Annotated in this window: 8 protein-coding genes; 4 read left to right on the top strand and 4 right to left on the bottom strand. The window is 34.4% G+C overall.

Annotated elements, in window-relative coordinates:
• Positions 1-28: 28 nt before the first annotated feature.
• A complete protein-coding gene (locus OZP12_RS15555; RefSeq protein ID WP_281225951.1) occupies positions 29-4,087 on the bottom strand; it encodes a hybrid sensor histidine kinase/response regulator transcription factor in 4,059 nt (1,352 codons plus the stop codon).
• A 673-nt stretch (positions 4,088-4,760) separates the two neighbouring features.
• Between OZP12_RS15555 and OZP12_RS15550 the strand changes: the two genes are divergently transcribed.
• The 3 genes from OZP12_RS15550 (at position 4,761) to OZP12_RS15540 (ending at position 11,082) form a co-directional block, all read left to right on the top strand.
• Entirely contained in the window at positions 4,761-7,940 is a 3,180-nt protein-coding gene (locus OZP12_RS15550; RefSeq protein ID WP_281225950.1) for a SusC/RagA family TonB-linked outer membrane protein, read from the top strand.
• A 20-nt stretch (positions 7,941-7,960) separates the two neighbouring features.
• Positions 7,961-9,661, top strand: a complete 1,701-nt coding sequence (locus OZP12_RS15545; RefSeq protein WP_281225949.1) for a RagB/SusD family nutrient uptake outer membrane protein — start codon at positions 7,961-7,963, stop codon at positions 9,659-9,661.
• A gap of 209 nt (positions 9,662-9,870) precedes the next feature.
• Positions 9,871-11,082 carry a glycoside hydrolase family 88 protein gene (locus tag OZP12_RS15540; protein WP_281225948.1) on the top strand — a complete coding sequence of 404 codons (1,212 nt, stop codon included), beginning with the start codon at positions 9,871-9,873 and terminating at the stop codon, positions 11,080-11,082.
• Between the two features lie 489 nt (positions 11,083-11,571).
• Here the strand turns inward: OZP12_RS15540 and uxuA are convergent, their stop codons facing one another.
• Both uxuA and OZP12_RS15530 read right to left on the bottom strand, forming a co-directional pair.
• A complete protein-coding gene (gene uxuA, locus OZP12_RS15535) occupies positions 11,572-12,729 on the bottom strand; it encodes a mannonate dehydratase (RefSeq protein ID WP_281225947.1) in 1,158 nt (385 codons plus the stop codon).
• A 34-nt stretch (positions 12,730-12,763) separates the two neighbouring features.
• The gene (locus OZP12_RS15530) at positions 12,764-13,588 is read right to left on the bottom strand and encodes an SDR family oxidoreductase (protein WP_281225946.1); all 825 of its coding nucleotides are present in this window, start codon (positions 13,586-13,588) and stop codon (positions 12,764-12,766) included.
• A 173-nt stretch (positions 13,589-13,761) separates the two neighbouring features.
• Here OZP12_RS15530 and OZP12_RS15525 point away from each other — a divergent pair, with 173 nt between their 5' ends.
• A complete protein-coding gene (locus OZP12_RS15525) occupies positions 13,762-14,802 on the top strand; it encodes a substrate-binding domain-containing protein (RefSeq protein ID WP_349293581.1) in 1,041 nt (346 codons plus the stop codon).
• On the opposite strand, the gene OZP12_RS15520 is transcribed toward OZP12_RS15525, so the two are convergent.
• The gene (locus OZP12_RS15520; protein WP_281225945.1) at positions 14,799-15,026 is read right to left on the bottom strand and encodes a hypothetical protein; all 228 of its coding nucleotides are present in this window, start codon (positions 15,024-15,026) and stop codon (positions 14,799-14,801) included. The two genes, OZP12_RS15525 and OZP12_RS15520, sit on opposite strands and share 4 nt — an antisense overlap.
• Position 15,027: the final 1 nt, after the last annotated feature.

Genomic DNA, 15,027 nt, shown 5'->3' with positions numbered 1-15,027 from the left:
ATAATTCTTATATTAAAAGAACAATTATCTATAAAGCTTCATTTCCCGTTTGCCCTTTATTTTTAATATACTCACTAGGAGTAATACCGTAAACCCTTTTGAATTCTCGGTTAAAGTATTTGGTATTGTTGAAGCCAACCTGTTCTGCAACCGATAATATCGAAGTTTCTCCTTTTTGGAATAGCCCTACTGCATGATTTAATCGTTTGGTTTTAATAAAATCGTTTAAAGTCAGGTCGGTGAGCGCACTGAATTTTTTGTACAAAACAGCTCTGCTCATGCCAATTTCTGTGGTAAGAAAGCTGATATCCAAATCAGTATTAGCAATATTGTCTTCGATGATTTTATGCAGTTTTTGCAGGAATTTTTCTTCCTGCGACATTTCTGTACTTGTTATTATAGGCAATTTTAATAATTGCTCGCTGTATTTCTTTTGCAATGAAGCTTTTAAAGACAGGAGATTGCGGATATTTAAGTGTAAAATTTGATCACTGAATGGCTTGGTGATATAAGTATCTGCACCATGTTGGAGACCGTGTATTTGATGTATCGGAGCCGATTTTGCAGTCAGCATGATTACAGGAATATGAGAAGTACGGATGTCTGTTTTTAACTTTTTGCAAAGTTCCAAACCATCCATAATTGGCATCATTACGTCACTAATAATTAAATCGGGTAGGATATGAATAGCACTTTTCCATCCTTCCAGCCCGTTTTCGCTTTCGTAAACATGATATTGACTTTCTAGTGATTGTTTGATGAAATCTCTCACTTCGTCATTGTCTTCTACAATTAAAATATGTTCTTTTTTATCTTTATTATCAATAATTGGACTTTCAATAAACTCTTCTGATTCGTAATCTTCAACCTCCTGGAAAACTGTGTTTTCAATGGTCGGTGCTGGACTAATATCAATTTCGTTTAAATGATCTTTCCCAAGTTTCAATATTACCGTAAAAGTAGTTTTGCCGCTTTCGTTTGCTTTGGCAGGCTTACTTGATACTTTTATTTTACCTTTATGAAGTTCTACCAAACTTTTAGAAAGAGCCAAGCCAATACCAGTACCCATATTTTGTCCCGCTTGATAAAAGTTCTTGAAAATATCATCAATATTAGCAATCTCAATACCTTTACCATTATCGGTTACTGTAATTTTTACTTTTTGTTTTTTTAAAGTAATTTTTAGACTTATTGTGCCATCATTTGGCGTAAACTTGAACGCATTTGATAAGAGATTAAAAAATACCTTTTCCATTTGATCTTTATCAAAATAGACCAAAATTTGTGGATCACTGCTCTTAAAAGTGTAGTGAATATTCTTGGTTTCGGCAAGCGTTTTAAAATGGTCAAAAACTTCTTTTAAAGCGCTTACAATATCCTCTTCAAAAAAATACAAGCGCATGTTACCGGATTCTGCTTTTCTGAAATCCAATAATTCATTAACCAATCGATACAGACGGTCAGCATTGTTTTTAACACTTAGCGCATATTTATTAATGGGAGCGCTTTTCGTGGATAGTTGCACTATTTTTTCAATAGGGCCTAAAATCAGGGTTAATGGTGTTCTGATTTCATGCGATACATTGGTAAAAAAATCCAGTTTCATTTTTTCAAAATGGAGCTCTTGTTTAAGGTCTGCTCTGGCTTTGAAAAACTTCAGAATGTAATAAGCAATTGCAAAAAATGCTATGAAATAGATCAAATAAGCCCACCAAGTTTCCCAAAGAGGAGGAAGTATTACTATTTCAATTTTTTTGGGACTTTCATTCCAAATGCCATCATTGTTGGCAGCTTTAACTAAAAAATCATAACTTCCCGCAGGTAAATTGGTATAGGTTGCCGATGGGATATCTGTAAAATTCCAGTTTTTATCAAAACCATCAAGTTTATAAGCATATTTGTTTTTGTTCGATTTTATAAAGTTTAATGCCGAAAATTCAATTGCAAAATTATTTTGATCATGATCAAAAGTCAAAGTATTACTGAAATTAATATCTTGTGTTAGGATACCACTTTCATCGTTAATTTTTACTGGTAAATTGAATAATTTCAGGTTAGATAATACTACTTCTGGTGCGAATTTATTTTTTTCTATATTTTCAGGGATGAAACTTACTAATCCGTTGTAGGTGCCAAAATACATCCTTCCCTGACTGTCTTTTAGAGCGGAATCGCTATTAAATTGATTATCCGGTAAACCGTCGAGAATGTTAAAACTTCTAAAAGTATTTAAACGACGATTGTATTTTGCTAATCCATCATCGGTACTTATCCATAAATTGGTGCCACTGTCTTCGGTTATGGCCAATATATTGTCGCTAGGTAAACCATTGGAGGTATTAAAAATTTTAAAACTGTTGTTTTTTATATTGAGCAATGCTAATCCTTTATGGTAAGTCCCTGCCCAAATGCCGCCTTTATTATCTTGGTGGAAACAATTGACGCTGTATTGAAAAGGTTTGTTTAAGCTATCTTTAAAATTTGCATACAGAAGTTTTGAGTCTTTATAAATATAAATTCCGAGAGGGGTCCCAACCCAAATAGTTCCTTTTTTATCTTCAAATAAGGTATTAATAAATTTGTTTACATATGTTTTTCCGCTGGAAGGAATAAAACTGAATTTCTGCTTTTCAATATCGTAAATATTCAAACCTACAGTCGTTCCAATAAATAATTTGTTTTGTTTATTGATAAGCAGACAGTTAACATTGTCCGATGAAATGCGGTTGTTATTGTTCTCATTTCTTTTAAAAACAGTAAAACTAGCCGTTTTAGGACTGAAAAAATTTAATCCTCCAAATGATGTACCAATCCATAAATTTTGGTTTTTATCAATGGCAATGGCTTTAACCAAATTGGAACTTAAGCTGTTTTTGTTATTAATATTATTTTTATAGGAGTTAAACTGTTGACTGCTTCTGTTGAAATAGTTCAGTCCTCCCGCTTCAGTACCAATCCACAAATTGTGTTTACTGTCTTCTACGATTGTACTGATTACATTGCTGCTGAGGCTGTTTTTGTTGGTGCTATTTTGGTAAATAGAGAAAGGGGTATTTACAGAATATACTAAATTAACCCCTCCAAAATAAGTCGCAATCCAAACCGAACCATTTTTATCCTGAAAAATATTGTGAATAGAGTTTTGGCTTAAACTCTTTGGATTTGTAGAATCGTGTTGGTAATTGGTGAATTGATAGGTGTAAGGGTTCAAAATCGATAAGCCATCTTGAGTTCCAATCCAAAGCATACCGTTTTTGTTAAGTAATATTTTACGGATATTATTATTTACCAATGAATTTTTATCATTGTTATTTTTTACAAAGTGCGTGAGTTGCATTGACTTCTTATCAAAGAGATAAATACCACCATTTTTTGTTCCAATCCAGAATTTTAAACTTTTATCTTGTGCGATAGTCGTGATTTCGCCAATATTTGAACCTCCGTTTAATTGGGAACTGAAATGTCTTCTTGTAATTATCTTTTTATTGGCAAAATACAATTCATATAACCCTGCAGATGTTCCAACCCAAATATGACGTTGATTATCTTCAAAAAGAGCAAAAATTTGCAGGTTGCTTTTTGCAATTTTGATGGTGGTAATCTTTTTACTGTTTGCGGCTTTAAATCGGAGCTGAGTTAACGAGCCAATCCACAAATTACCTTTCACATCCTGCAATACTCTTGTTATGTTTTCGCTTTGCGGAATAATAGCTTCAAAAGAATTGTCTTCTGGATGGTATAAATCGAGTCCGTCAGATACGACCCACATCTTATTATCTCTGGTTAATGCCAGATTTTTGATATAATCATTGGAGGATATACTGGTTTTATTTTGAGGGTCATTTTTAAAAATTTTAAAGTTACGTCCATCAAAACGGTTTAGACCATATTTTGTCCCAAACCACATAAATCCTGTCGCGTCTTGATTAATCGATAAAACAGAATTATTTGAAAGGCCATTAGTAACATCTAGACGATTAAATGATAAAGAATTGGTCTGGGCTAAACTTTCAGAGGTCAAGAAAAACAAACTCCAAATGCAAATCCCTAAAAAAAGAAATCCGAACTTATGGTTTTTAAAAATCATTAAAAAGTTTTAAGGTTTGTAAAATGAAGAGTACATCGATAACATCAAAATATTTAAATTTTACAATTAAGAAATGTAAAGTTGGGGGCTAAATAAATATCAAGAATAAATGAACCTATATTTAATAGATATTTGTCAAAATTAATAGAAAATTTAGAAGTCTAAGTAGGTTGTGTTAATTTTTTTGAAGCTTAAGGGTATTTAATGACTATTTGAACTTTTAAATGCGAATAAATTTCAGTTTTCAAAATTTTCATGATATTTTAATCGGAATAAATTAATATTTGATAAAGAAAATGAATGTATTGTTTTCGAACACATTATGGTATTTTAAATCAGGAATAAAGGAATGTTTTAATTAAAAAGAGACGATTTTGACCCAAAAAGAGACGTTTGGAACCGCTTGATAAACAGTCTTATGATAATTTTGAAATCATTAAACAGTATTACAAATACGCTTGAAACTAAAGCAACTTGAGAGTGCATCATTTGTTTTGTGAATAGATAAATAAGTGTTTGATAATGGTAATTGAATTTTTTGATCAAGTCTTTTTTAATAAAAATGAGACAAATTATTAATGTGAAAAATGAACCTAAATTAATGTATGTAAAACAAACTAACTTTTGACCAAAAACCGATTTAAAAGAATTAACTAAAACTAAAGAAATAATTATGAAAACTTTGAACTTGAAATACCAACCTTTCAGTAAGGTTTTAAGACAACTAGTTGTTGGTATTTTTATGATAATTGCTCCAGTTTTTGCGCAAGCACAGAGCAAAATGATTTCTGGAACTGTACATGATGATAAAAAAGAGTCACTACCGGGAGTTACTGTTTCTGTAAAAGGAACTAAGGAAGCTGTGGTAACTGACTTTACAGGTGAATATAAGATTAAGGCAGCTTCAAAAGATCAATTGGTTTTTTCTTATATGGGATATGAAACAGCTACAGTTACGGTGGGAGAAAGAACTTCTATAAATGTTACTTTAAAATCTGCAACCAGTAACCTTGATGAAATTGTTGTAATTGGATATGGAACTGTGAAAAGAAAAGATTTGACTGGAGCAGTTGGTAGTGTATCTATGAAAGATATCAATAAAACTCCAGTGCGTTCTTTCGATGAAGCCTTGGCTGGTCGTGTGGCAGGGGTTCAGGTTACATCTGGAGATGGTAGACCGGGATCTGGTACTAATATTGTTATTAGAGGTAATAACTCGGTTACACAGGCTAACAGCCCATTATATGTAGTTGATGGTTTCTTGATTGAAGACCCAAACAATAACGTGATTAACCCTGCCGATATTGAGTCTATCGATATTTTGAAAGATGCTTCGGCTACTGCTATTTATGGTGCCAGAGGAGCTAATGGGGTTGTAGTAATCCAAACGAAGAGAGGTAAAGAAGGAAAACCTGTTTTTGACTTTTCAAGTTCTATTGGGGTTCAGGATATTTCTAAAAAAATGGACATGATGAGTACTTATGATTTTATTAAGTATCAATTAGAATTCAATCCTGCTTTAGTTACGGCTCCGTCCAAATCGCCAACGCAAATCTATCTTACTGATCCTGGGAGAACACTTGAAAGTTATAGAAATGAGCCAAGTATTCCATGGCAGGACTTGGTTACCCGTACTGCATTATTTAAAACTAATAATTTGTCTATATCAGGTGGAAGCAAAAAAATCAGATATTCAGTGTCTGGATCGGCTACTGACCAAGATGGTATTTTCTTGAATTCAAATTATACAAGATATCAAGGGCGGGCAAACTTTGATTACAAAGTTACAGATAAGTTAAAAATTGGAATGAATGCAAATTATAGTCATTTGAAACAAACAGGTCTTGATCCAACTCAATCAGCCGGTGCTACTGGAAGTGGTACAACGAATTTGATGGTTTCAGTTTGGGGCTCCCGTCCATATACACCTAATTCTGAAAATCCCGAGGATATATTTCAAGATCCGAATGTTAACCCAACTACAGATTATAGAGTAAATCCTATTCTCAATCTTGAAAACACTTATAATGTAACTACTACCACTAATACGTCTGTAAATGGATATCTTGACTATTTTCTAACTAAAGAATTGAAATTGAGATCTACTTATGGTATTATTGAAAGTAGAAGTGAAAAAGACGAATTCTATAATACTAAAACCGCTTATGGGCGTCCAGGAAATGCTAATGGTGTGAATGGAAAAATGATGAATAATAACTATAGCAACTGGTTAAATGAAAACACTCTGACTTGGGATAAAAAATATGGGCAAAATCATATTATTACTTTAGGTGGTTTTACAGCGCAACACCAAAGAACTTGGTCGTACGGAAGGGCAGTAAATCAATTGCCTCACGAAGAGTTAATGTTTGACGGATTTGATGAAGGTGTGCAGTTAAGAGTAGATCCAACTGATTCAGATTGGACCATGGCTTCCTTTTTAGGAAGGGTAAATTATGATTTTGCATCTAAATATTTTATTACTGCTTCTATGAGAGCTGATGGGTCTTCTAAATTTCCTTCGCAAAATCACTGGGGGTATTTTCCATCGGGAGCACTTTCCTGGAAATTTAGTGCGGAGAACTTCATCAAAGGATTTAAAGCATTGTCTGATGGTAAATTACGTACGAGTTACGGACAAACCGGTAACAATCGTGTAGGGGATTTTGATTATCTTACAAAGTATTATGATCCATCAAATCCTTTAAATGCTACATATAGTTTTAATAATGTTTATGTAAATGGACTTGCAGGGATATCACTGGGCAACTCTCAGTTAAAATGGGAAACTACGGAGCAGATTGATGCAGGGATTGATTTAGGATTCTTTAATCAAAGAGTAACTTTTTCTGCTGATGTTTATAAAAAAACAACCAAAGATTTATTGATTAAAGCAAATATTCCTCTATCTACTGGATATGCCACAGCATTCAAAAACATTGGTAGTGTAGAAAATAAAGGTTTGGAATTAACTATGACCACCAGAAATATTGTTACTAAAGATTTTTCATGGACTTCTAGTGCAAATATTTCTTTCAACAGAAATAAATTGTTAGCATTAGCTGAAGGGCAAACTAATTTGCAAAGTACTATTGCTTGGGATAATTCTTTTAGTGGAGCAAGTGCTTATATCGCAAATATTGGTCAGCCTATAGGGCAAATGTATGGTTTCGAGTGGGCAGGTACATATAAGTATGAGGATTTTAACAAACAAGCTAACGGTACTTATGTGTTAAAGCCAGGAATTGCTAACAATGGTAATGCAGGTGTTCAGCCTGGAGACATTAAATATGTAGATCGTAATGGAGATGGAACAATAACTACAGCAGATTATACAGTAATAGGAAATGGTAACCCTCTTAACACAGGTGGTTTTACCAATAACTTCACTTACAAAAACTTTGATTTGAATATTTTCTTCCAATGGTCTTATGGTAATGACATTATGAATGCGAATAGTCTTTTGTTTGAAGGAAATGCAAAAGCTCAAGAAGGTTTTAACCAATTTGCTACTTACGCAGATCGTTGGACTCCGGAAAATCCCAATTCTGATATTTTTAGAACAAAAGGTTATCAAGGAGGAGGATATTCTTCAATGATAGTCGAAGATGGATCTTTTTTGAGATTAAAAAATATTGCCATAGGATACAACTTCGATAAAAAATTTGTTGAAAAAATGCATCTTAGATCATTGCGTTTTTCATTGTCGGGATCTAATATTTACACATGGACTAAGTACACAGGTTCAGATCCTGAGGTAAATACATATAGTTCTGCGTTGACTCCAGGATTTGATTTTTCGTCCTATCCACGTGCTCGTACAATATTTTTTGCAACAAACATTACATTTTAAAAAATTAAATCACTTTCAAAATGAAAAAGATATATATACTATTAGCGATGGTGGCAATTTCCACCAGTTCATGTGAAGATTTTTTGAACACAGAACCGGTCCAAAAAATCTCATTGGAGCAGTATTTTACAGATGAAGCTGGTTTAACTAGCGCTTTAGCTGGAGTGTACGATCCGCTAGGTGGAGAAAAATTATATGGTAGTCAGATTTGGTATCAATTAGAATCATGTACAGATGAAGGTTTTTTTGCTCGTGCTACAGGTGCAGGATTGATAGGTACACAAGTTTATAATTTTGATCCTACTGCCACAAACGTTTCTGATATGTGGTCTGAATGTTACAAAGGGATCAATAGAGCAAATGATGTGATCGCAAATATTAATTTGCCACAAATGGATGAAGCAAAACGTCAGCAGATGTTGGGAGAAGCTTTATTCTTAAGAGGATATTACTATTTTATGTTGGTTGTTAGGTTTGGAGATGTGCCTTTACGATTGGAGCCAACAACAACTCCTAATGGTACTGCTCTAGCCAAAACATCTACAGCTGAGGTTTATGCACAGATACTGAAAGACATGAAAGCAGCAGAAGGTATGGTTAGCCAAACTAAATTGGATTTTGCTGGCCGTATTTATAAAACGACTGTTGAGGGAATTCTGGCAAGGGTATGTTTGCAAATGGCAGGATATCCTTTAAATGATACTTCAAAATATGCTGAAGCATTATCGTGGTCAAAAAAAGTAATCGATTCAGGACAGCATTCATTAAATGTAGCTTTTAAAACGACTGCACCTGCTACTTTGCCTGCAGATTATTATAACGTTAAAAATCCATCAAATGGTGTAGTAACAAATAATGGATATCGCCAAATATTTATTGATGAAGCGGCAGATGTTTATAATACAAATGAAACCATGTGGGAAGTTGAAGAAAAAGGAAATCGTACGGATGGTTACACTGAGAACGGGCGTTTAGGAAATAATAACGGAATTTTATGCCAACCTACTGCTGCTAGTATTTATTTTAATTTATATGGTTATTCTTTTGGATTTGTAAAAGGAACCGGAAAATTATTTAGAAGCTATGATGCTACAGGAAAAGATCTGCGTCGTGATTGGGTATTGACTACTTATACAATAAACGCGACTAGTGGAGTTAGAACTAATATTACTAATACTACAGCAAATCAATATACCAGAGATTGTGGTAAATGGAGAAGGGAATATGAATTGCTTACTCCTAAGAATCAAAATTATACACCAATCAATTTTCCTCTTTTGAGATACGCTGATGTTCTCCTAATGTATGCTGAAGCAGAAAATCAGGTAAATGGTCCAACAGCTGCTGCTGCAGAAGCAGTTAACCAAGTACGTCGCAGAGGTTATGGACAAACCAATGTTGCATTGCCATATGCCGTTTCTGATGCAGCAACTGCAACAGCCGTTGCTGGTGGAAAAGCGGGATTTCAACTATTTATTGAAGACGAACGTATGCGTGAGTTATGTTTTGAGGGATTACGTCGTTCCGATTTAATTCGCTGGAATAAATTTGTATCTACCATGAATGCAGTAGGTGCAGATATAGCTGCAAATGGGGGTGGTGTATCCTATGGTGGTTTAGGAGGTAAAAATGTTCTGCCAAAGCATTTATTGTTCCCTATTCCTTCATTAGAAATTTCTTCCAATACTGCACTTGAAGGGAAAAATAACCCAGGCTGGTAAAATTTAGTTCTGATATAAAAAGTTGGTAAAAATTACACAATAACTTTTTACCAACTTTTTTATCACATAGTAAAATTCATGAGAAATGAGCATGATTTAAATTGGTCGTAAAAACCAATAGCATCTATGAAACTAGGACGAAAATGAACAGGCGAAGCAATTAACTACATATAACTCATATGGCCAATTAAAAACAATAAACAACTCACATGAAAACAAAGTATTATTTAATACTATTGTCATTTTGTAGCTTATCAATTTCGGCTCAAAAAGACAATAGCAAGGATCATTTTGTCATGCAAAAAATGATTCAGGATAATTTTGCATTTGCCGAAAAGCAGTATCAATATTTGGAGAAAGCAACTCCATCCGATTCGATGCCTAGAACATTCGAAAATAATCGTAATGTCAATTCCGATGTTTATTGGTGGTGCAGCGGGTTTTATCCGGGAACACTTTTGTATATTTATGAATATACCAAAAAGCCTTTAATCCTTGATGAAGCCAAAAAACGATTGGCCATTTTGGATACGGTAAAATATTTTACAAAAAACCATGATTTGGGTTTTATGATGTTTTGCAGTTTTGGAAATGCTTATCGATTGACAAAAAATGAGGAGTATAAAAAAGTGATCCTTCAATCGTCTAAATCATTAGCTACAAGATATCGTCCCGATGCCAAAGTAATTCAATCGTGGGAAGTTACTGATGGAGGACTTAGACAAAAAGGTTTTGTTGGTCCGGTGATCATTGACAACATGATGAACCTTGAAATGTTGGAATGGGCAAGTCATAACAGTACTGATAAAAGTTTTGCAAACATAGCCGAAACGCATGCCAATACAACGATTAAAAATCATTTCAGACCAGATTACAGCAGTTATCACGTATTGGATTATGATTTGAATACAGGAGAAGTTAAAAAGAAAGTTACTGCTCAAGGATATGCCGATTCCAGTGCATGGAGCAGGGGGCAAGGATGGGCATTATACGGTTATACTATGATGTATCGTTTTACAAAAGATCCGGCTTACTTAAAGCAAGCACAAGGAGTTGCCAAATTTATATTGAACAACCCTAATTTGCCATCTGATAAGGTTCCGTATTGGGATTTTGATGCGCCAATAACTCCAAGTACTTTGCGTGATGTATCGGCTGCATCAGTTTATGCATCGGCATTGTTGGAATTGGGACAATACACTTCAGGAAAGGAAAAGCAAAATTATGTAAACGTTGCCAAGACAATTTTGAAGTCATTATCAAGTCCAAAGTATAGAGCGCAATTGGGAACAAACGGAGGTTATTTGTTGATGCACAGCGTAGGATCGATTCCACATAAAAGTGAAGTTGATACGCCGCTTACGTATGCGGATTATTATTTCTTGGAAGCATTATTGCGATATAAAAAATGGTATTTATAGTCTGTGGGGGACTATAAAACCACACATAAAGCATAGTTTTAAATTTATAAAACAATTTATAGATTTAAAGCTATGCTTTATGTGTGTTTATGGTACTATTTAAAGAGGTACAATAAATTGCCAAACTGGATTAAGAAAATTTTTAATTGGTGATGTTGTAAAATAAAATTTAATAAGCGAATAAAATGACTACAATTATGTCTCTCAAAAGCTTGAAAAACAGATTTTTGTAAAAAAAACAGGAGAGATAAAATGCAAAATGGTGCTACCTGAAAAGGTAACACCATTTTGCATTTTTGTAGAAAACGGTTTAACTAATAAATAACGAAACCCTCAATGTTTACTAAGGGGCTTGTCTTCTGCAGAGAAATAGATTTCGCTGTTTTTTATAATAATCTTATAAATACAGGGATTTCAATTTACTACTGAGATAATTCCACCTTGCGCAATTTTGTTTTATAAAAAAAAGCGAAGGTGGAATACTGTTATCTACAAACTTCTTTTGATACCCAATTCCAAACCGCGTAATTCAGCCAAACCTCTCAAACGTCCAATTCCTGAATATCCTGGGTTGGTTTTTTTCTTCAAATCATCAAGCATTTGGTGTCCGTGATCGGGACGCATTGGGATAATTCTGTTGGTTTTTCTCTCCATCTTTACGATAGATTTCACCACCTCATACATATCCACATTTCCTTCCAGGTGATTGGCTTCATAGAAATTTCCTTCCTCGTCACGTTGTGTGCTTCTTAGGTGGATAAAATTCATTTTTTCGCCATTACGGTCAATCATTCCCGATAAATCATTTTGAGCAATTACGCCATAAGATCCCGTGCACATACAAAATCCATTAGAAGGAGAATCAATAGCATTTAGCAACTGCACTAAATCAGCTTCGGTGCTTACGACTCTTGGAAGTCCCAAAATTGGATAAGGCGGATCGTCAGGGTGAATTGCCATTTTTACGCCTACGCTTTCGGCCACAGGTACAATTTCGCGAAGGAAATAATAAAGATTTTCTTTTAATCTATTGGCGTCGATACCATCATATCCCTGCAAAACTTTTAGGAAATCATCCACAGTGTAGGATTCTTCAGCACCTGGTAAACCAGCGATAATATTTTGTTGTAATTTTATTTTATCGGCATCAGTCAGTTTTTCAAAAGTAGCTTTTGCTTTTGCAATTTGTGCTTCTGTATAGGTCTTTTCTGCTCCCGGACGTTTTAGAATGAATAATTCAAAAGCGGCAAATTCATTGATGTCAAAGCGCAAAGCTTTGGAACCATCCGGCATTTCGTATGACAAATCGGTTCTAGACCAATCCAAAACCGGCATAAAGTTATAGCAAACAATATGAACACCGCAAGCCGCCAAGTTTTTGATGCTTTGCTTGTAGTTTTCTATGTATTGCAAGTAGTCACCCGTTTGTTTTTTGATGTCTTCATGCACCGGAATACTTTCCACTACTGAAAAAGTCAATCCCGCAGCCTCCACTTCATTTTTTCTTTTCATGATTTCATCCACTTCCCATACCTGTCCGTTTTTGATATGGTGTAGGGCAGTCACGATTCCGGTTGCACCGGCCTGTTTAGCATCAGCTAATTGTACGGGATCATTTGGTCCGTACCATCTCCATGTTTGTTCCATAATTTTTTTATATAATTATTTTAAGTACTATCTTTTAAACTCCACTAAATGCACTAAATCCACCGTCAATAGGAATAACAACTCCGGTTACAAAAGAAGAGGCATCATCACAAAGATACAACGTGGAGCTGATTAAATCCTCAGGTTCTCCAAATCTTCCCATAGGAGTTTGACCGATAATAGTGTTCCCTCTTGGCGTCAATTCGCCGTTTTCGGTAGTTAACAATGTTCTATTTTGGTCGGTCAGGAAGAACCCGGGCGCTATTGCATTCACTCGGATACCCACTTTTGAAAAGTGTACTGCCAGCCATTGAGTAAAGTTGGATACCGCTGCTTTTGCTCCGCTGTACGCCGGTATTTTTGTCAGAGGCGTGAAAGCGTTCATTGACGATATATTCAAAATACTACAGCCTTTTCTGCCGATCATGTCTTTAGAAAAAACTTGTGTTGGCAATAAAGTTCCGATAAAGTTTAAGTTGAAAACGAATTTAATTCCTTCGGCATCCAAATCAAAGAAAGTTTTGAAGCCTTCGGTTGTATTTAGTAAATCTTCCTCCAACAAAAATGGGTTTGTGGTGGTTCCCAACGGATGGTTTCCACCAGCTCCGTTCACCAAAATATCGCAACTTCCCAATTTTTCGTTGACTTCTTTTTTGGCAGCTTCCAACGATTCTCTTTCCAACACGTTCGCTGCAACCCCAATTGCTTTTCCACCCGCTGCATTAATTTCATCGGCAACTCTGTCTGCCGATTCTTTTTTTAAGTCCAAAACTGCTATTTGATGACCTTCTTTAGCTAAAGCTTTAGCCAATGTGCCGCATAAAACTCCTCCTGCTCCTGTTATTACTACTGTTTTCATATATAAATTTCTATTTTAATTATTTACTTTTTTATGGATTTATCTAAAACCAATTTTTACAATACACGCAATTTTCGTGTGCGCACACGGATAATGCAAATATATATAAAAACTTAAATGTAAATAGCGGATTTTGAAATAAAAAAAATTAATTTTACAGCTTTCCATACGTTATTAACTTAAATCTAACGGATATTATAACAATTAAAAAAATAGCTGAATTGGCCAATGTTTCTCCAGGGACTGTGGATCGAATTATTCACAATAGGGGACAGGTGTCGCAGGAAAATATCGATAAGGTAAATGCGATAATTGAGAAATATGGTTTTAAGCGAAATATTTTTGCAAGCAATTTGGCTTCGAACAAAAAATGTAAAATAGCTGTTTTTTTGCCAAAGTCCGAAAAACTGGAGTATTGGGAAAGTCAGATAAACGGAGTCAAAAAAGCTGCAGATGATTTTGCGAAGTTTGGTGTAGAGCTGCATTACTTTCTTTATGATTTTGACAGTGTGTCATTTCAGGAAAAGTTTTCAGAGGTAATTGATTTTGAATGTGACGGATTGCTTTTTTCTCCTATTTTTCATGAAGAGTCAGTTGTATTTTTAGAAAAGTATAAAAAGAAGGATACAACAGTAGTGATGATTGACTCTGATATTAAAGATAAAATCCCTCATTATTATATTGGGCAAGATGCTTTTAAAAGTGGTTATTTAGCTGGGCGGTTAATTAGTTTTGCAGTAAAAAATGAACGTAATGTACTTATCGTTAAAATAGCGAGAGAAATCGATAGTACTTCTATTTATTTGCAGCGAATAAAAGGATTTTATACTTTTTTTGACGAACATCCGGAACTAACAAATTTTAATTTTTCTGAAATTACGATTAATGATTCAGATGCGAGTCAGCTCACTTTGAAAATGTTTGAAGACATCAGCAGTATCTTTGTGCCCAACTCCAGGGCATATATTGTAGCTCAATTTTTAGAAGAACAAAAAATAAGAGGGATAAGAATAATTGGTTATGATCTTTTGAAAGAAAATATCACGTATTTGAATTCTGGAATAATTGATTTTTTAATAAATCAAAAGCCGGAAGAGCAAGGATATATGGGGATAAGCTATCTTTATAAAAAAATTATTTTGCATGAAAATATAGATCCTACCCACTTCATACCGCTAGACATCATCGTAAAAGAAAATTATAGCGTGGGTTAGACTGAATATAAGGGCACAACTTGATTTTGTCCTAATTTTTGTGTAATGTTTTCAGATTTGACAATTCTGCTTGGCACCAGACTTTTTTTGATGTCAATTTTAAGCTGTTCTTCGGCCACATCAATTAGCGTGTTGAGTGCCTTGATTTTCAATTCTGCTTCTTCCAATGCTTTTTGTAAAGCTTCAGCTTGTGCAGCACTAACTGGTTTTGTTTTTTTAGCCATT

Source organism: Flavobacterium aquiphilum (genome assembly GCF_027111335.1).
GTDB lineage: Bacteria > Bacteroidota > Bacteroidia > Flavobacteriales > Flavobacteriaceae > Flavobacterium > Flavobacterium aquiphilum.
The sequence above is the reverse complement of the archived record's forward strand: the minus strand, read 5'-3'. Positions and strand labels throughout refer to the sequence as shown.

Excerpts from the sequence above, each read along its gene's own strand:
- OZP12_RS15555 (WP_281225951.1), bottom strand. The coding sequence starts at position 4,087 with ATGATTTTTAAAAACCATAAGTTCGGATTTCTTTTTTTAGGGATTTGC.
- OZP12_RS15550 (WP_281225950.1), top strand. The coding sequence starts at position 4,761 with ATGAAAACTTTGAACTTGAAATACCAACCTTTCAGTAAGGTTTTAAGA.
- OZP12_RS15545 (WP_281225949.1), top strand. The coding sequence starts at position 7,961 with ATGAAAAAGATATATATACTATTAGCGATGGTGGCAATTTCCACCAGT.
- OZP12_RS15540 (WP_281225948.1), top strand. The coding sequence starts at position 9,871 with ATGAAAACAAAGTATTATTTAATACTATTGTCATTTTGTAGCTTATCA.
- uxuA (WP_281225947.1), bottom strand. The coding sequence starts at position 12,729 with ATGGAACAAACATGGAGATGGTACGGACCAAATGATCCCGTACAATTA.
- OZP12_RS15530 (WP_281225946.1), bottom strand. The coding sequence starts at position 13,588 with ATGAAAACAGTAGTAATAACAGGAGCAGGAGGAGTTTTATGCGGCACA.
- OZP12_RS15520 (WP_281225945.1), bottom strand. The coding sequence starts at position 15,026 with ATGGCTAAAAAAACAAAACCAGTTAGTGCTGCACAAGCTGAAGCTTTA.